A 17,355-nucleotide genomic window follows, 5' to 3' on the forward strand; every position below is an offset into this window, starting at 1 on the left:
AATGCTTCACCCTTTCCTGTCAACGGGAGTCCGCGCCTTGCCGAGCCGTCGCATGACCCCGATTGCGTCCGGGCCCTCGCCTTTCCGCAGCCGCGAGGAGAAGCTCGCCGAGCGCGCGGAAAAACGCGAAGCCGTGCTGCGCGCCGCTGTCCGCATGTTCAACGCGCGCGGGTTCCACGCCACCTCGCTCGACGACGTCGCCGCCAGCCTGAATGTCAGCAAGCCGACGATCTACCATTATCTCGGCAACAAGGAACAGGTGCTGCTCGAATGCGTGAGCCGCGGACTCGAGATGCTCGACGCCGCGGCAGCGAGAGCGCGGCTCCAAAGCGGCACCGGGCTCGACAGGCTACGCGAATTTCTTCGCAGCTATGCCGAGGTCAACATGGACGATTTTGGCCGCTGCGTGATCCGGACCGGCGACGAGGTTCTGTCGGCCGAGGGTTCAGCGCGCTTTCGCGCGCTGAAGTCGCGAATCGATGCCGCCTTGCGAAGCCTGATCGAAGAGGCTGTCGCCGACGGTTCGATCGCCGCGACCGACATCAAGCTCACCGCCTTCACATTGGCGGGCGCGCTCAACTGGCCGGCGCGCTGGCACCGCCCCGACGGACCGATGCCGGCGGACGACATCGCGATTGCCATGGTCGATATCCTGACGGCAGGACTGGCGCCGCGAAGCGCGGCGGACGACGCCCCCCAGCCTTTATGACGTGCCCCTGACGACAAGGTTCGTCGGCAACAGAAGGTTTCGGTCTTCCGGCCGGCTCGCATCGGCGATGATGCTGACCGCGCGAAAGGCAAGACCGGCAATCGGTTGATGTACGGTGGTCAGCGGCGGCCACATCAGTTCGGCGATATTGCTGTTGTCGAAGCCGGCGACCGAGATGTCGCCGGGGACCGACAGCCCCAGTTCGCGGATCGCGGCGATCGTGCCGACGGCGATTTCATCGTTGAAGGCAAAGATCGCATCGGGCAGCGTCGCCGCGCCCCGCAGCAGTTCCAGGCTCGCCTCGCGCCCCGCCTCGGATATGCTTTCGTGCAAGTCGATGCGGGTCAGCAACACGCTCGCCGGATCGCACCCCAATTCGGCCAACGCCTCGCAAAAGGCCTGTTCGCGGACCATCGCCGCCGCATGGTGCGCGGGTCCGGCAACGACGGCGAATCTGCGGCGCCCGCTGTCCCACAAATGCCTGGCTAGTTCTCGCACCCCCTGCCGCTCGTTCGCCGCAACCGCGATCGAGCGGCCTACCTGCTTGCCGGGCGCGATCCGCACATAGGGGAGGCCGTCGCGATCGAGCGCGTCGAGCAGCTTCTCGTCGTCGCAGACCGGCGGCGTCAGGATCAGCGCGTCGCAATGTGCGCCGCGCAGCCCCTGTTCGTAGCGGTCGACGATGCTGTCGACGCCATGGTCGAACTCCTCGAGGACGAGGTGATAGCCATATTGGCGGCACGCCTTTGCGGCGCCCCGAAAAATCTCCGCGAAATAATAGGACGACAGGTGCGGCATGAACGCGCCGATCAGAAAGGAGCGCGACGCCGCCAGCGAGCGCGCGGCCTGATTGACGCGATAGCCGGTCTCGCGGATCGCCGCCTCGATGCGCTCGCGCGTTGCAGCGCTGACGTTGGCATTGCGATTGACAACGCGCGACACGGTCTTTGCCGACACGCCGGCAATCGCCGCGACATCATCGAGGGTGGCAGGCTTTTTCACGCCGGTGACGATAGGTTTCATCGCGCCTTGTTAGCCACCGAATACGTATCCAGTCCAGTCCCTATGTCAGCGCTGACATTTTCGATTGTCAGCGCTGACATTATTAGATAGCTAGCGATTCGAGAACAGAGATAAATGGGAGAGTTTCATGGGACCGTGGCTTTGCCGCGCAGCGCTTTTTGCCGCCTGTTCGCCTTTGGCCGTCGCCTCGCAGGCGCATGCCGCCGATACAAACAACGACGCCGACCGGCGTGCCGCGACGACCGAAGCGGCGATGACCAATGAAGAACGGGTGACGCTTCTCAACGGCATCCTCGCCATGCCGCTGGGCGACACGAAGATTCCCGAAGGGGCCCCGCTCGGCGCGGGCTATATTCCCGGCATCGAGCGCTTGGGTGTCCCCGCGCTGACCGAAACCGACGCCAGCCTTGGCGTTTCCTATATCGGCGGCCTGCGCGGCGACGGCGCCACCGCCCTGCCGTCGGGCATGGCGATGGGGTCGACGTGGAGTCCCGAGTTGATGCAGAAGGGCGGCGCGCAGATCGCCGGCGAAGCGCATGCGAAAGGCTTCAACGTGCTGCTCGCCGGCGGCATCAACCTCGTCCGCGACCCGCGCGGCGGCCGCGCTTTCGAATATCTCGGCGAGGATCCGCTCCATTCGGGCCTGCTCGGCGGCGCGGCGGTTGCCGGCATCCAGTCACGTAACGTAATTTCGACGATCAAGCATTTCGTGCTCAACCCGACCGAAATCGGCCGCCAGTTTCACAACGGCATCATCGACGAAGGCGCGCTGCGGATGAGCGATCTGCTCGCCTTCGAAATCGCGATCGAAAAGGGACAGCCCGGTTCGGTCATGTGCGCCTATAACAAGGTCAACGGCGCGCAGGCGTGCGGCAACGACCGGATGCTGAACGGCATCCTCAAGGGCGACTGGGGTTACAAGGGCTGGGTGATGTCCGACTGGGGTTCGGTGCGGGCGACCGATTTCGCGCTCACCGGGCTCGATCAGCAATCGGGGTCGCAACTCGACGGCGCGGTATTTTTCGGCCAGCCGCTGCTCGACGCCGCCAATCGCGACAAGCGCTACCAGCTCCGCATCGCCGACATGAGCCGCCGCATCCTGCGTTCCATCTACGCGGTCGGGGTCGATCGCAATCCGCCGCGCAAGGCTCCGATCGACGTCGCAGCGGGCGCCGCAGTCGCGCAGGAGATCGCCGAGAAGGGCATCGTCCTGCTCCAGAACCGCGGCAACATCCTACCGCTCGCCGCCACCGCAAAGCGGATCCTCGTCGTCGGCGGCTATGCCGATTCGGGGGTGCTGTCGGGCGCCGGATCGTCGCAGACGCAGGGTGAAGGCGGCCCCGCCGTGTCGCTGCCGACGATGAAGGACGGGGTATTTTCGGCGCTGATGGCGCAAAATTATCATCGCTCCTCGCCACTCGACGCCATTCGCGCCCGCGCGCCGCAGGCCGAGGTCGTCTTCCGCGACGGCCGCTATCCCGCCGAAGCGGCGCTCGCGGCGAAGAACGCCGACCTCGTCATCGTCTTCGGTACCCAGTGGATGACCGAAGGACTCGACGTCCCCGACCTGTCGCTGCCGCAGGGGCAGGATGCGGTGATCGCCGCGGTGGGCAGGGCCAATCCGAACACCGTCGTCGTCCTCGAGACCGGCGGGCCCGTGGCAATGCCGTGGAAGGACGATGTCGGCGCAATCGTCGAAGCCTGGTATCCCGGCGCGCGCGGCGGCGAAGCGATTGCCGCGGTGCTGTTCGGCGACGTCAATCCGTCGGGGCGCCTGCCGGTGACCTTCCCGGCATCGGTTGCGCAACTGCCCCGCCCCGCCCTGCCCGGCGCCGAAACGGTCGAACCGAGCTTTGCGGGTCATGGCAAGCCCGGCCAGACACTCGACATCGACTATGATGTCGAGGGCGCCGACGTCGGTTATCGCTGGTTCGCCCGCAAGGATGAAAAGCCGCTTTATCCCTTCGGCTACGGGCTGAGTTACACCAGCTTCGAACGTTCGGGCCTCGCCGTATCGGGCGGCGCCAGCCCGAGCGCATCCTTCACGATCCGCAACAGCGGAGCGCGCGGCGGCGCCGATGTCGGGCAGGTCTATCTGATCGAAACCCCCAAGGGGAAGACGCGCCGGCTCGCCGCCTTTGCGCGGGTCGAGCTGAAGCCCGGCGAAGCGCGCACCCTCGACGTGCCGATCGATCCGCGCCTGCTCGCCGAATGGGGACCGAAGGGCTGGACGATCGCACCCGGCACCTACCGCTTCGCGCTCGGCGCATCGGCCGAGGAACTGATCGGGGAAACCGCCGTCACGCTCGCCGGCAAGACCTGGGGTTACCGCAAATAAACGATAAGACAGGGGGATTGAGATGAAGAAGATTTGGACTTCCGCTATCGCGCTCACCGCCGCGCTCGCAGCCGCCGCACCCGCCGCGGCGCAGGATGCGGCGGCGGCCGACGAACAGAGTGGCGGCTTCGGCGAAATCATCGTCACCGCGCAGAAACGCGCCGAGAATTTGCAGGACGTGCCGATCTCGGCCACCGTCCTCAGCGCCGACCAGCTTGCGTCGCGCCAGATTTTCGATCCGTCGCAACTCCAGCTCGTCGCGCCCAGCCTGCAGGTCAAGAGCTTCAACGCCGCGCTCGGCGCCTCGAATTTCTCGGTGCGCGGCGTCGGGACATTGAGCTTTTCGAACACCATCGAAGCGAGCGTCACTTCGGTGATCGACGGTGTCGTCATGGGCAATCCGTCGCTCGGCTTCATGAATTATCTCGATCTCGCGCAGATCGAGGTGCTCAACGGGCCGCAGGGCATGTTGTTCGGCAAGAACGCGTCGGCTGGCCTCGTCAACATCACGACACGGCGCCCCGAACTCGGCCGCTTCGACGGGCAGGTGATGGGCGAGATCGCGCAGATGAAGGTTCCGGGCGACGGCTTGCTCTATCGCCTGCAGGGTATCGTCAACGTCCCGCTCGGCGACAATGCGGCGCTGCGCGTCAGCGCTTCGCAAACCCACACCGACCCGGTGATCAAGAATCTCGTCGCCGTTCCCGGTAGCCAATATGGGCAGGACCAGACCAGCCTGCGCGCCAAGCTGCTCTGGGAACCGACATCGCAGCTCAGCATCTTCATCGCCGGCGACTATGCCCATTCCTCGGGCGTCGGCTCGGGCGGCAGCGCCGACCGCATCGTCCGCCCGACCAGCCGCTTCGCCGCCGAAAACGACGATCTCGGCATCGTCGCCGGCCCCGACAATTTCTTTTCGAGCTATGGCGCCCCGACGCGCGCGACCTTCGACGTCGGCGGGTTGCAGGCGAATATCGACTATGAATTCGCCAGCGGCCACACGCTCACCAGCATCACCGCCTGGCGAAAGTTCGACGCCGACAATCTGTTCGACTCCGACAAGCACCGCATCAACCTGCTCGACACCAACCATCAGCTCTCGAAGATCAGCCAGTTCACCGAAGAGCTGCGGCTGGCGTCGTCGGTCGGCCAATTCTTCGAATATCAGCTCGGCCTCTATTATTATGATTCGAAAAGCGATTCCGACATCACCGCCGCCGGCGCCAACGGGCTGACGACCCCGCCGCCAGCCGGGTTCGAAGCGTGGGTCGGGACGCGCTCGACTGGGTCGATGACGTCGAAAAGCTATGCCGCCTTCGGGCAGGGCACGCTCAACCTCAGCGACAGCTTCCGCTTCACCTTCGGCGGACGCTACACCTCCGACAAGCTCAAGCTGCGCTCGGTCAGCGATGCGTCGGACTTTGTGATCCCGCTCGGCGCGGCGGGGTCGCGCGACCAGCGGATCAGCGAGGAGAATTTCTCGTGGCGCGTCGGCGCGCAATATGACCTGACCGACGATGTCATGGCCTATGCCTCGGTCGCGCGCGGCTACAAGGGGCCGGGCTTCAACCTGACGATCGATCCGCGCGCGCCGCTGATCATGCCCGAAATTCCGACCTCCTACGAAGCGGGGATCAAATCGACGCTGCTCGACCGCCACCTGATTTTCAACATCTCGGGCTACACCTCGACCTTCAAGAACTTCCAGGCGCAGGCGTTCGATACCGCCAGCAACGGCTATGTCCTGCTCAACGCAGGCGAACTCAAGTCACGCGGGTTCGAGATCGAGGCGTCGGCATTGCCTGCCGAAGGGCTGGTCTTCAATCTCGGGGTCAGCTACGTCGATGCCTTCTTCTCCGATTTCCAGGCCGACCGCTGCTATCCCTTCCAGCCCGATTGCCGCGCCAACGGCACGGTCGATTCATCGGGCAACCGGCTGCCGAACGTGCCCAAATGGACGGTCAGCCTGACCGGCCGCTATGAAACGCCGGTCAGCGAAAGCCTCGCGGTCTTCCTGCAGGGCGCTCTCTATGCCCGTACCAAGTCGAACTTCAGCTCGACCGAGGACCCGAACACCAATTTGCCGGGCTACGCGCTGTTCGACGCGAGCATCGGGCTCAAGCAGATCGACGACAAATACAAGCTGACCCTGTTCTGCCGCAATTGCTTCGACAAGCGCCAGCCGACCTTCATCAACTCCAACTCGCAGTCGCGCGGCGACTATTACCATATGTTCGGCCTCAACTCGTTCCGGACACTCGGCCTCGCGCTCGAGGGCCGTTTCTAAAGAGCCAGCAGCAGGTGCCGGACCACCGGGGGGATGGTCCGGCACCAAAACCGGAGTTTGGGCAGGATGAAGAAGTGGATCGCGGCGACGGCCGCCACCATCGCTCTGGCGGCGATGAGCTCGGCGCCCGCCGTCGCCGAGGAAAGCCCGGCGGCGAAGCTCGTCGTCCTGATCTCGATCGACCAGTTCTCGGCCGATCTGTTCAACGCCTACCGCGGCGAATTTCGCGCCGGGCTCGCGACGCTGGCGCAGGGCATCGTTTATGCGAACGGTTTCCACGCGCAGGGCGTGACCGAAACCTGCGCGGGTCACGCGGTGATCGCGAGCGGCCGGCACCCGAATGCGACGGGGATCATCGCCAACCAATGGTTCGACCAGCGCGGCGGAGTCGACCGCTATTGCACCGACGACGGCGTCCATGTCGCGGCGCGTGCGACCCGCAAGCTCGGGGTCGGGCCCGGGATGCTTCGGGTTTCGACCCTCGGCGACTGGCTGAAAGCCGCCTCGCCCGCCAATCGCGTCTTCTCGGTCGCGGGCAAGGACCGTTCGGCGATCATGATGGGTGGTCATATCCCCGATGGCGCCTTCTGGTTCGACGGCAAGCAGGGCTTCGACAGCTGGGGCAAGGATGCCGCAGAGGCGCAGCGCCGCCTGTCGCCACTCGCCGGGGCCAATGCAGCGCTCGCGAAACGCCTGAGCACGCCTCCGCCCGCCTGGACCTATCACCGCGAAAGCTGCGCTGCCCGCGAAGCCGTCATTCCCCTGCCCGGCGGAAAAAGCTTCCACGCCCACCTGCCGCCCGATCCGGCGGCGTCGATCCCCGGCCAGCCGCCCGCGAGCGGCCCGGCGCTACCGCCGTGGTTCTACGATCAAGTCACCGTCGATGCCGCCATCGACCTCATCGACAGCCAGAAGCTCGGCCGGTCGACCGGAACCGACCTCCTCGCAGTTGGCCTGTCGGCGACCGACATGGTCGGCCACGCCTATGGCACGCAGGGACCAGAGATGTGCGACCAGATGGCGCGGGTCGACGAGGAAGTCGGGCGGCTGCTCAAACGGATCGGCGACCTTCGCATTCCTGTGCTCGTCGCGCTGACCGCCGATCATGGCGGCGGCGATATTCCCGAGCGGCTGGCGGCGCGAGGCTATCGCGATGCCGGGCGGATCGACACCGCAGCGCTGCTCACCGACCTCAACGCCGCGGCGCGCACCGCGACGGGCATCGATTGGGACCCGCTGCGTCCCGCCTATTTCGACCCGACCCAGCTCGTTGTCGTCGATGCCGGCGGGCGATCGCTCGGCGACGCCGCACTGAAGAACCGCATTGCCGCGGCGACAGCCGCGCGCGCGCTCACCCAGCCGGGCATCGCAGGCGCATGGACCGCGGCGGAGTTGCGGACGCGCAAACCCGATGCGCACCAGTCGCCCGACCTCATGCCGGTTGCCGATCGCATGGCGCTATCCTTCTATCCCGACCGCAGCGGCGACGTGCTGCTCGCGACCGATCCGCTGAAAATCGCCGCGCCGCCGCTGCCCGGCCTGTTCATGATGGGCCATTCGGGACCGAGCGACTTCAACCGCCGCGTCCCCATCCTCTTCTGGTGGCCCGGCGTCGTTTATCAGGAACGTGTGCTGCCGGTGCGCGTCGCCGACGTCGCGCCCACCCTCGCCGGGGCGATGCGGGTTGCGCCGACCGATGCGGTCGATGGCGAATGCCTCGAACTCGCCGATCCGCGCTCGGCGTGCCCCGCTTTGCCCGTATCTTCGCGATAGCCTTGAAAGGACAGAAATGCGCATATTCCCTGCCATCGCACTCGCGCTGACAATCGCATCGCCCGTCGCCGCTGCGGATCAATCCGTTGTCGAAACCCGCAGCGGTGCTGTCGAGGGTATCGCCGAGGGCGAAAGCACGGCATATCGCGGCATTCCCTATGCCCGGCCGCCGGTCGGCGACCTGCGCTGGCGCGCACCCCAGCCAGCCGAGCCCTGGCAGAAGCTTCGCGTTGCCGACAGCTTCGGCCCCGATTGCATGCAAATCCCCTACAAGGCCGATGCCGCGCCGCTGGGGGTCAAGCCGTCGGAGGATTGCCTTTATCTCAACGTCTGGACCCCGGCTAAGCGGCCGCGCGCGAAATTGCCGGTGATGGTGTGGATCTATGGCGGCGGCTTCGTCAACGGCGGCAGCTCGCCGCCGGTCTATTCGGGCCGCGCCTTCGCCGAGTCGGGGGTCGTCTTCGTCAGTTTCAACTACCGGCTCGGCCGCTTCGGCTTCTTTGCCCATCCAGCGCTCAGCCGAGAGGCCGCCGGGACGCCGACGGGGAATTATGCGATCCTCGACCAGATTGCGGCGCTCAAATGGGTGCAGGACAATATCGCGGCGTTCGGCGGCGATCCCGGCAACGTCACCATCTTCGGCGAATCGGCGGGCGGCATGTCGGTGCATGCGCTGTCCACGACCCTGCTCGCGAAGGGGCTGTTCCACAAGGCCATCAGCATGTCGGGCGGCGGGCGCGACCTGATGGGCCCGCTCAGGACCGCGGCCGAGGCCGAAGCGATCGGCACCGGCTTCGCGCAAGCGAAGGGAGTCACAGGCGACGGCGCCGATGCCGCCGCGGCGCTCCGCGCTCTCCCCGCCGACAGCGTGATGAGCGGCCTCAACCTGATGTGCCTGTTCGGCGCAAAGGATTTCACCCCGCTCTATACCGACGGCCGGATCATACAGCGGCCGGTCGATGCGGCCTATGCCGCCGGCGACGGCGCCGCGATCCCGATGATGATCGGCGCCAACGACGCCGACGGCTTCTTCTTCGGCGGCGGGATTGATCAGGCCTATACGCCGCTGGCGGCGGTGCGGGCGGACGCCGAACAGGTCTATGATCCCGCCGGCGGCAAGGACGCAATGCGCGTCGGGGTCGCGGTTTCGGCCGATATGATGTTCCTCGAACCCGCGCGGCATGTCGCACGGATCATCGCCGCGCGCGGACAACCCGTATTCACCTATCGCTTCGGCTATGTCCCCGAATATCTGCGCGCCAAGGTGCCGGGCGCCTTCCACGCCAGCGAACTGCCCTTCATCTTCGACACCGTCGACGTCCGCCATGGCGCCGCGACGACACCCGCCGATCGCACCGCCGCCCGGCTGGCGCATGATTATTGGGTCAACTTCGCAAAGAACGGCGTGCCCTCCGCAAATGGCGGCGGGGCCTGGTCGCCTTATACTGCGGCGACCGACAACGTCATGACCTTCGACGCCACGGGCGCGCACGAAACGGCTGATCCGATCCGCACCCGGCTCGATTTTGTCGAGCGGGTCGTGACCGCCAAGGCCCCCTGACCAAATAGCGGGAGTTATCTCGATGCGCCTTTTGCCTTCGCTCGCGATCCTGCTCGGCTCGGTCCTGTCCGCACCATCGGCGAGGGCGCAGGTCCCGGTGGTCGCGATAGAAAGCGGCGAACTCGCAGGCGCGGTCAACGATGGCGTCGTCCGCTTCCTAGGCATCCCCTATGCCGCGCCGCCGGTCGGCGACCGGCGCTGGGCCGCACCAGAAGCACCGCTGCCGTGGACCGGCCGGCGCACGGCAAACAGCCATGGCCCCGGCTGCGTCCAGGCGATCACTCCCGACGGCTTCGGTCCGTGGACGCGCGAATATGTCGCGCCGCCGCCGGTTTCCGAAGATTGCCTGACCCTCAACATCTGGGCGCCCGCCAACTCCGACGGCAAGCCGCTGCCGGTGATGGTCTGGATCCATGGCGGCGCCTTCATGTCGGGGTCGAACGCCGTACCGATCTACGATGGTGCCGAACTGGCGCGGCAAGGCATCATCGTCGTGTCGATCAACTACCGCCTCGGCGTCTTCGGCTTTGCCGCCTTTCATGATCTCGCGGGCGACCCCGGCGGCGGCGCCAATTTCGGGCTGCAGGACATGATCGCGGCGCTCCGCTGGACGCGGCGCAATATCGGACGCTTCGGCGGCGACCCCGCGCAGGTGACGATTGCGGGCCAGTCGGCGGGCGCCATGGCAGTCCATATGTTGCTCCTGTCGCCACAGGCCGACGGGCTGTTCGCGCGCGCAATCGCGCAGAGCGGGATCGTCGAGGTGCCGCTGCCCGAGCGCGGCGAAGCGGATCGTCGCGGCGCCGACCTGCTGACGCGCGCGCGGGTGTCCCATGTCGCGGCGCTGCGACGGCTGTCCGCCGATCGGCTGGCGGCGCTGCTCGATGCGGGCCCGCTGGCCGGGGCCGGTGAGGTCGGCGGCATGCCCCTTCTCGGCCCGGTCGTCGATGGATCGATCCTGCCCGCACAGGTCGCGGCGATGGAAGCAGCGGGCCGACGCCGCGCCGTGCCGGTTCTCGTCGGACTGAACGCTGACGAAGGCGTACTCAACCCCGCCTATTTCCGCACCACCGCCGCGGAGGTGCGCGCCCGTGCGACGCGGATGGCAGGCGAAACGGGCACCGATACCCTGCTCGCGGGCGATCCGCTCGACAGCGAAGCCGCGATCTTGGCAACGGGCCGCAAGTTGACGCGCCGCTACGGGCTCGCCTCGCTCGCCGACTGGGCGCGTGCGCATCGCGCACCCGCGTTCGCCTATTATTTCACCCATGCCGAACCCGGTCCCGGATCGGACCTGTTCGGCGCCTTCCATTCGGCCGAAATCCCTTATGCATTCAACAATTTGAAAGCAGCCCCCGACCGGCCCTTTACCGACCGCGATCGCGCCATCGCCGCATCCATGTCGAAATACTGGGCCAATTTCGTCAAGCACGGCGACCCCAATGGCCCCGGCCTCCCGACTTGGCCAGCTTTCACCGGAACGGCCCGCAACATCATGGAACTGGGTGAAAACTTCGCGCCTTGGCGCGCCGATCGGGAAAAGCTGGACCGACTGCTCGACCGGTTGCCGCATGGCCCCGGGCGATCGGTCTTCGGCATCGACAGCTTCGCGGAAACGCCGCGCGATCGGTGATCGGGTCGTGACCCCGATCCTCTTCGCATGTCAGGAAACACAATATGGCCATTGCATCCCCCGGCGTCGACGCATCCGATCAACCTTCGGCCCCCATCGATGCGCCCGAACTGCGCCTGTTCGTGATGGGCCTGTTCTTCATCTTCGGTGGTATCACCAGCCTCAACGACGTGATCATCCCAAAGCTCAAGGAATTGTTCACGCTGAACTATACGCAGGCGATGCTGGTCCAGTTCTGCTTTTTCGCCGCCTATTTGCTGGTCGGCATCCCCGGCGCGAAGCTGGTCAAGAAGATCGGCTATATGCGCGGCGCCGTCGCCGGGCTGCTGACAATGATGGCCGGCTGCCTGCTCTTCATCCCCGCGTCGCAGAGCGCGACCTATGGACTGTTCCTGTTCGCGCTGTTCGTGCTCGCCAGCGGGGTGGTGATCGTGCAGGTCGTCTCCAATCCGCTGATCTCGCTCCTCGGCAAGCCCGAAACGGCGCATAGCCGCCTGACCTTTGCGCAGGCCTTCAATTCGCTCGGCACCACCGTCTTTCCCTATGTAGGCGCAACGCTCATTCTCGGCAGCCTCGCGGCGATCAGCGCCGATCAGCTCTCGGGCGTCGAACTCGATGCCTATCGCACCGCGGAAACCCAGGCGATCGTCCACGGCTATCTCGGCATCGCGGCGGCGCTTGCGGTCGTCGCCGCAGCGGTCTGGATGTTCCGGGGCCGGCTGCAGGGCGAACGGCATGGGGAAAGCGCCGGGCTCGCCGGGCTCGACCTTCTGCGGCGACCGCGCTTCGGCTTCGGCGCGCTCTGCATCTTCCTTTATGTCGGCGCCGAAGTGTCGATCGGCTCGCTGATCGTCAATTACCTGATGCAGCCCGGCGTCATGGCGCTGCCCGAGCAGGCGGCAGGCAAGCTGATCGGCCTTTATTGGGGCGGCGCGATGATCGGCCGCTTCATCGGGTCGGGGCTGATGCGCATCGTCAGCCCCGGCAAGCTCCTCGCCGGTGTGGCGGCCGGCGCGATCGCCCTGATCCTTGTTTCGACCGCCTCGACAGGCGCGCTATCCGGTTACAGCCTGCTAGCGATCGGGCTGATGAACGCGATCATGTTCCCGACGATCTTCAGCCTCGCCTGCGAGCGGCTGGGCAGCCGAGCCGCGGACGGATCGGGGATCATCAACGTCGCTATCTTCGGCGGCGCCGTCGTGCCGCTTGCCACCGGCGCGCTCGCCGACGTTACGGGCAGTCTGGCGATCGCCCTCGCGCTCCCGGCTGCCTGTTATGCCGTGATCGCTGCCTTCGGCGTCTATGCCCGCAAACCTGCGCGATAGGGGAAAACACCGGCTGGCTGGGGCGGCAGGATTCGAACCTGCGAATGGCGGCATCAAAAGCCGCTATCGAGAATTTCGACCTACGCTCAAGCGCTCTGAAAGCCGCAGGAATCTGCGGATTTCTCCCTTATACTGGATTGCGAACAGCGATGGAATCAAAATCGTGACAAGAATCATGACAAATTTGGTCAAACAAAAGCCGAGTTGAGGGAAGGCTTCGATGCTCATTGAACTGCGGAGCAACCTTCAAGATATGGATGAACAGCACCACCGATAGAGCGGAAGGACGCTTTGATTTTCTTCGTAGTGAGCTGCTGCGCGCCTGAAAATCGCGTCGCGTGCGTCTTAGCAATTGGCATCCTCGCCATTGCTGCATGCGCCGGGAGATTCCTGTGCCCAAGTTATACTACTGCCGAACCAGCAAAAGCGAAGTCGCAAGACTGACCGGCGCGGCTCCGCCGCTCCCGCTATGGCCGTCCTTCTTTCCTCGATGGTCCGCGGAAGTCTGGCCTGGCAGGAAGGGCCTCGTCGTGCGCGAATATGGCATGGGCCGCTTCTGCGACCCGATGCGCTGGGGTTTGCCGCACGTACCGGGGAGCCCGCAAGCGAACGAACCGCGCCCCACGGCGATCTGGCAGCGCGACCTCTGGCGGTACGACCCTGCACTGCTCGGACCCGCGCAACGCTGCCTCATCATTCTCGACAGCTTTACGCACGCCGATGGCCCGAAGGGCGCGCGTACCCGAACAAGCTATGGCTATGACGACATGCCGATCTTCGCTTGGGCAGGCGTCTGGCGGCAGATCGGCCGCCACCGCGGGTTCGCCGGTATCCTCGTCAGCGGTGCCGACCCGGTGGAAGCCCGCGCGATGCCCGCGATCGTCCCGCCCGATCATTATTCGACATGGCTGCAGGCTGAGGTAGGAATGCCCGGCTGGAACCTCTGGCGCGATGAGGGCCGCACGCTTTACCGCGAGGCGACCGAACAACCGTGGGGCCGCGATCGCTCGCGTTGAGAAGGGAGCCAAAGCGCCCCTCGCTATATCTTGCCCTGCCCATTCTCTTGTGGTCACTTGCGAACGGGGACGCGGGCACCGGTCATGGACCATGGCTGACATTGGGGGGCGATGAAGATGCCGTATCGCAATGCGTGGATTTACTGTCTCGCGATCATCGCGATGACCGTGTTGGCCTTCTGGCCCGGATATTTCTCGCGGCTCGGCACAGCGAAGATCGCCTGGCATGTTCACGCAATCACCGCGACGGCCTGGCTGTTGCTGCTCGCAGCGCAGAGCTGGTCGATCGATCGGGGACAACGCGCCCGGCACCGCAGTCTCGGTCTGGCGATCTTTATACTGGTGCCGCTGTTCCTGGTCGGTGCCGCCGGGGTCGAGCACAGCATGGCCATTGCGACGGCGTCCGGACAGGATCCCTTTTACAATCTCTGGGTCTCGCCGCTGGGCATCTACGATCTGATCGGCGCGGCCGCCTTTCTCCTTTTTGGCGTGATGGCGCTGAAGGAACGGCGCAATGTCGGGCGGCATGCCGCCTGGCTGCTTGCGACGCCGTTGCTGCTGATCGGACCTGCGCTGGGGCGCGTGTACAATGCCCACCTCCCCGGTCTCATTATCAACGGCCCCCAGGATTTCCCGCTATTCCGCTGGAGTGTCCATCTCGGTGGCCTCACCGCAATTATGATCGCGCTGTGGCTATGGTCCCGCCACCGTCGAAACGGCCAGCCGTGGCTGGTCGTGGCGGCTCTCATCATGCTGCAGTCGCTACTGTTCGAGACGATCGGTTTCACCCGGATCTGGAGCGCCGCCTACATCGCATTTGGAGATATCTCGGCTCCGGTGCATGCGACCGGTGCCGGTATGATCGCGGCGGCCGCGCTGTGGTGGGGTTGGCGCGCCATCCCGGCGCGCCCGGCTTCACCCGCTGCCTCGGCGGCCTGACTTTCGCCGGTGATGCCTCGCGAACGCGAGACTCGTTCCCGCGCCCCCGATCTCTATGCCGGCCGCCCTGCGTCGGCGACCTCGCCCCTGCCCGGCAGAAAAATCCCGCCTCTGGTCCGCGTGGCCATAGTTCCGACAGTCACCTGAGTGCGTGGAGGCGTACGAGTTAAATGCGCCTCAAAAACAAAGGCAGTGGATGGCGGATCGATCTATCTCGCGAAAGTCGTAGAAGTGTCAAACGGCGTTCAAAAGGGACCCCCGATCGGCGTCGAAGAGGGACCCCCTTTTCGGATAATATGATGCTGGTTTGTTGAAGATGGCCTTGCGCTGCGTGCGGCGGAGGGCGGGCGTAGCCCGACCGGAGGCGCGCGCAGCGCAAGATAGATTTTTGAAGGCGCCGAAGGTGGCTGTCAGCTGCGGTTTTTGAAGCGCCAGCTGTCGTTGCCCGTCTCGACGATATCGCAGTGGTGGGTGACGCGGTCGAGCAGCGCCGTGGTCATCTTGGGATCGCCGAACACGGTCGGCCATTCGCCGAAGGCGAGGTTCGTGGTGATGATGACGCTGGTCCGCTCATAAAGCTTGCTGATGAGGTGGAACAGCAACTGCCCTCCCGAGCGGGCGAACGGCAGATAACCGAGCTCGTCGAGCACGATCAGGTCGAGCCGCGACAGCTGCGCCGCCAGGGTCCCGCCTTTGCCGATCCGGGTCTCCTCTTCGAGGCGTGTCACCAGATCGACGGTGTTGAAGTAGCGGGCGCGAGCGCCCCTTCGCACGACATTGGCGGTGATCGCGATGGCGAGGTGGGTCTTGCCTGTCCCCGTGCCGCCGACCAGCACGATATTGCGGCGAGGCGGGAGGAAGGAGCCATCGTGAAGGGAGCGGATCATCTCCTCATTGATCGGTGTGCCCTCGAAGCTGAACCGCTCCAGGTCCTTCACCACGGGCAGCCTCGCAGCCGTCATCCGATAGCGGATGGAGGCTGCATCCCGGTGGGTCGCCTCAGCACGGAGCAGGTCGGTCAGTATCTCCATGGTGGTGCGCTTGCGCTGGAGGCCGGTGGTGACCGCCTCGTCGAACGCCGCCGCCATGCCCTTGAGTCCGAGGCCGCGCATCGTGTCGATCATATCATGCCGCTGCATCATAGCCTCGCAGCAGATCATAGCGGGCACAGTCGGCGAGCGGAGGATGCTGCAGCATCCGGTCTTCCGAAGTGACGATGCTGTGGGGTGTCGCCGGCTCGCGGCGCCGGGAGAGGATGTTGAGGATCAGCTCGTCGCTGGCCGTTCCGTTCGCCAACGCTTCGCGCACGGCAGCCTCTACCGGCTCCAGGCCATCGGTGAGCACCGCCGAGAGGACCCGCACGAACCTGCGATCGGCCTCGTCCCCGGTGCCGAGCCTTCGCCGTAATCGGTGCAGGGCGGGCGGCAGATCCCAGTCCTGGAACGGTGCGCCGTTACGCAGCGCGCCGGGCTTGTGCGCGAGGACCGGCAGATAATGCCAGGGATCGTATATCGTGCGGTTCCGACCGAAGTGGCGCTCATGCTCCCCGACGATCGCATCGCCGCAGCGTATGACGATGCGATCGGCATAGGAGCGCACCTGAACGGTCCGGCGTGCGGCCGTCGACATGACCGAGTAGCGGTTGCGATCGAAGCTGATGAGGCAGGTGCCGGTGACGGCATGCTCGCTCTCATGGAAGCCGTCGAACGGTGCCAGGATCGGCTGCAGGGCCGGTCGCTCCATATCCAGCGCCTCGGCGACGGTAATATCCCCGCGTTCGGGATGGGCATGATGCTCGGCCCAGCGCCGGCACTCGGCCTCCAGCCACCCGTTGAGCTCGGCCAGGCTGGCGAACCGGAGTCGCGGCTGGAAGAAGCGGCCTCGGATCGTCTGGACCTGCTGCTCGACCTGGCCCTTCTCCCATCCCGCCGCCGGCGAGCAGGCGGTCGGCTCGACCATGTAATGATCGGTCATGATCAGGAAGCGGCGGTTGAACACACGCTCCTTGCCGGTGAACACGGCCGTCACCGCCGTCTTCATATTATCGTAGATACCGCGTCGCGGCACACCGCCGAAGAACGCGAACGCCCGGGCATGGGCATCGAACAGCATCTCCTGGCCCTCGCGCGGATAGGCCCGGACATAGGGTGCGCGCGAGTCGCAGAGACGCATATGCGCCACCTTCACCCGCATCGGCTTGCCGGCGATCTCCACATCCTCGTGGCTCCAGTCGAACTGGTAGGCCTCACCCGGCTGGAAGGTCATCGGGATGAACGCCGGTGCGCCTTCGCCAGCATCCTTCCGCCGCGCAGCACGCCAGCGCGCCGCATAGCGGCGCACCGCATCATAGGATCCATCGAACCCCTCGCGCACCAGCAGGTCATGGATACGCGTCATCCGTAGCCGATCGCGGCGGCCGCGACCTTCGTTCTCCTCAAGCAGCGCATCGAGACGATCCTGATAAGGACCGATCCGCGGCAGCGGCTGGACTTTGCGCTGATAGTTGAACGCCGCCTCCGGCGACCGGATCGCTTTGCGGACGACCTTCCGCGACAAACGAAGGTCACGAGCGATCGCCTTGATCGCCTTACCCGCTGCATGCTCACGCCGAATCCGAACCACTGTCTCCACGATCAACATCCCGTTCTCGCCAACTGATCAAAACCAGTCGGCCGACTAAATCCCCGGGATGAAGGGGTCCTTTTTGCACGCCGATCACCCCACGAAGGGGGTGCCTATTGCACGCTGATC

General features: G+C 65.5%; 12 protein-coding genes and 1 tRNA gene. 9 read left to right on the forward strand and 4 right to left on the reverse strand.

The genetic code is table 11. The features are described from left to right. Window positions 1–52: 52 nt before the first annotated feature. A complete protein-coding gene (locus tag AN936_RS11030) occupies window positions 53–709 on the forward strand; it encodes a TetR/AcrR family transcriptional regulator (protein ID WP_054588203.1) in 657 nt (218 codons plus the stop codon). Here the strand turns inward: AN936_RS11030 and AN936_RS11035 are convergent. Beyond that, window positions 704–1,732 carry a LacI family DNA-binding transcriptional regulator gene (locus AN936_RS11035; RefSeq protein WP_054588204.1) on the reverse strand — a complete coding sequence of 343 codons (1,029 nt, stop codon included), beginning with the start codon at window positions 1,730–1,732 and terminating at the stop codon, window positions 704–706. The genes AN936_RS11030 and AN936_RS11035 overlap by 6 nt on opposite strands. A gap of 127 nt (window positions 1,733–1,859) precedes the next feature. Between AN936_RS11035 and AN936_RS11040 the strand changes: the two genes are divergently transcribed. The 6 genes from AN936_RS11040 (at window position 1,860) to AN936_RS11065 (ending at window position 12,649) form a co-directional block, all read left to right on the forward strand. Continuing rightward, window positions 1,860–4,070, forward strand: coding sequence for a beta-glucosidase family protein (locus AN936_RS11040; protein ID WP_054588205.1), 2,211 nt, complete (start codon window positions 1,860–1,862; stop codon window positions 4,068–4,070). A 22-nt stretch (window positions 4,071–4,092) separates the two neighbouring features. Beyond that, window positions 4,093–6,357 carry a TonB-dependent receptor gene (locus AN936_RS11045; protein ID WP_054588206.1) on the forward strand — a complete coding sequence of 755 codons (2,265 nt, stop codon included), beginning with the start codon at window positions 4,093–4,095 and terminating at the stop codon, window positions 6,355–6,357. Window positions 6,358–6,423: 66 nt separating this feature from the next. Continuing rightward, window positions 6,424–8,130, forward strand: a complete 1,707-nt coding sequence (locus tag AN936_RS11050) for an alkaline phosphatase family protein (RefSeq protein WP_054588207.1) — start codon at window positions 6,424–6,426, stop codon at window positions 8,128–8,130. A gap of 16 nt (window positions 8,131–8,146) precedes the next feature. Then, window positions 8,147–9,691, forward strand: a complete 1,545-nt coding sequence (locus AN936_RS11055; protein WP_054588208.1) for a carboxylesterase/lipase family protein — start codon at window positions 8,147–8,149, stop codon at window positions 9,689–9,691. Between the two features lie 22 nt (window positions 9,692–9,713). Further along, on the forward strand, window positions 9,714–11,324 hold the full coding sequence (locus AN936_RS11060; RefSeq protein ID WP_054588209.1) for a carboxylesterase/lipase family protein: 1,611 nt from the start codon (window positions 9,714–9,716) through the stop codon (window positions 11,322–11,324). 44 nt (window positions 11,325–11,368) lie between these two features. After that, complete coding sequence (locus AN936_RS11065) at window positions 11,369–12,649, forward strand: sugar MFS transporter (RefSeq protein ID WP_054588210.1); 1,281 nt, start codon at window positions 11,369–11,371, stop codon at window positions 12,647–12,649. Window positions 12,650–12,663: 14 nt separating this feature from the next. Here AN936_RS11065 and AN936_RS11070 read toward each other — a convergent pair. After that, window positions 12,664–12,739 (reverse strand) — tRNA-Gln (locus AN936_RS11070). A 440-nt stretch (window positions 12,740–13,179) separates the two neighbouring features. Here AN936_RS11070 and AN936_RS11075 point away from each other — a divergent pair. Together AN936_RS11075 and AN936_RS11080 are read left to right on the forward strand one after the other, a co-directional pair. Next, window positions 13,180–13,665: a hypothetical protein gene (locus tag AN936_RS11075; protein ID WP_149037648.1), complete on the forward strand. Its 486-nt coding sequence runs from the start codon at window positions 13,180–13,182 to the stop codon at window positions 13,663–13,665. Between the two features lie 171 nt (window positions 13,666–13,836). Then, a complete protein-coding gene (locus tag AN936_RS11080) occupies window positions 13,837–14,604 on the forward strand; it encodes a hypothetical protein (RefSeq protein WP_149037649.1) in 768 nt (255 codons plus the stop codon). A 410-nt stretch (window positions 14,605–15,014) separates the two neighbouring features. On the opposite strand, the gene istB is transcribed toward AN936_RS11080, so the two are convergent. Next, window positions 15,015–15,743, reverse strand: a complete 729-nt coding sequence (gene istB, locus AN936_RS11085) for an IS21-like element helper ATPase IstB (RefSeq protein WP_031304487.1) — start codon at window positions 15,741–15,743, stop codon at window positions 15,015–15,017. Then, on the reverse strand, window positions 15,730–17,244 hold the full coding sequence (gene istA, locus AN936_RS11090) for an IS21 family transposase (RefSeq protein ID WP_021238707.1): 1,515 nt from the start codon (window positions 17,242–17,244) through the stop codon (window positions 15,730–15,732). Before istA ends, istB begins: the two co-directional genes overlap by 14 nt. Window positions 17,245–17,355 lie beyond the last annotated feature (111 nt).

The sequence above is a fragment of the Sphingopyxis macrogoltabida genome (genome assembly GCF_001307295.1).
Taxonomy (GTDB): Bacteria; Pseudomonadota; Alphaproteobacteria; order Sphingomonadales; family Sphingomonadaceae; genus Sphingopyxis; species Sphingopyxis macrogoltabida_B.

Excerpts from the sequence above, each read along its gene's own strand:
- AN936_RS11030 (WP_054588203.1), top strand. The coding sequence starts at position 53 with ATGACCCCGATTGCGTCCGGGCCCTCGCCTTTCCGCAGCCGCGAGGAG.
- AN936_RS11035 (WP_054588204.1), bottom strand. The coding sequence starts at position 1,732 with ATGAAACCTATCGTCACCGGCGTGAAAAAGCCTGCCACCCTCGATGAT.
- AN936_RS11040 (WP_054588205.1), top strand. The coding sequence starts at position 1,860 with ATGGGACCGTGGCTTTGCCGCGCAGCGCTTTTTGCCGCCTGTTCGCCT.
- AN936_RS11045 (WP_054588206.1), top strand. The coding sequence starts at position 4,093 with ATGAAGAAGATTTGGACTTCCGCTATCGCGCTCACCGCCGCGCTCGCA.
- AN936_RS11050 (WP_054588207.1), top strand. The coding sequence starts at position 6,424 with ATGAAGAAGTGGATCGCGGCGACGGCCGCCACCATCGCTCTGGCGGCG.
- AN936_RS11055 (WP_054588208.1), top strand. The coding sequence starts at position 8,147 with ATGCGCATATTCCCTGCCATCGCACTCGCGCTGACAATCGCATCGCCC.
- AN936_RS11060 (WP_054588209.1), top strand. The coding sequence starts at position 9,714 with ATGCGCCTTTTGCCTTCGCTCGCGATCCTGCTCGGCTCGGTCCTGTCC.
- AN936_RS11065 (WP_054588210.1), top strand. The coding sequence starts at position 11,369 with ATGGCCATTGCATCCCCCGGCGTCGACGCATCCGATCAACCTTCGGCC.
- istB (WP_031304487.1), bottom strand. The coding sequence starts at position 15,743 with ATGCAGCGGCATGATATGATCGACACGATGCGCGGCCTCGGACTCAAG.
- istA (WP_021238707.1), bottom strand. The coding sequence starts at position 17,244 with ATGTTGATCGTGGAGACAGTGGTTCGGATTCGGCGTGAGCATGCAGCG.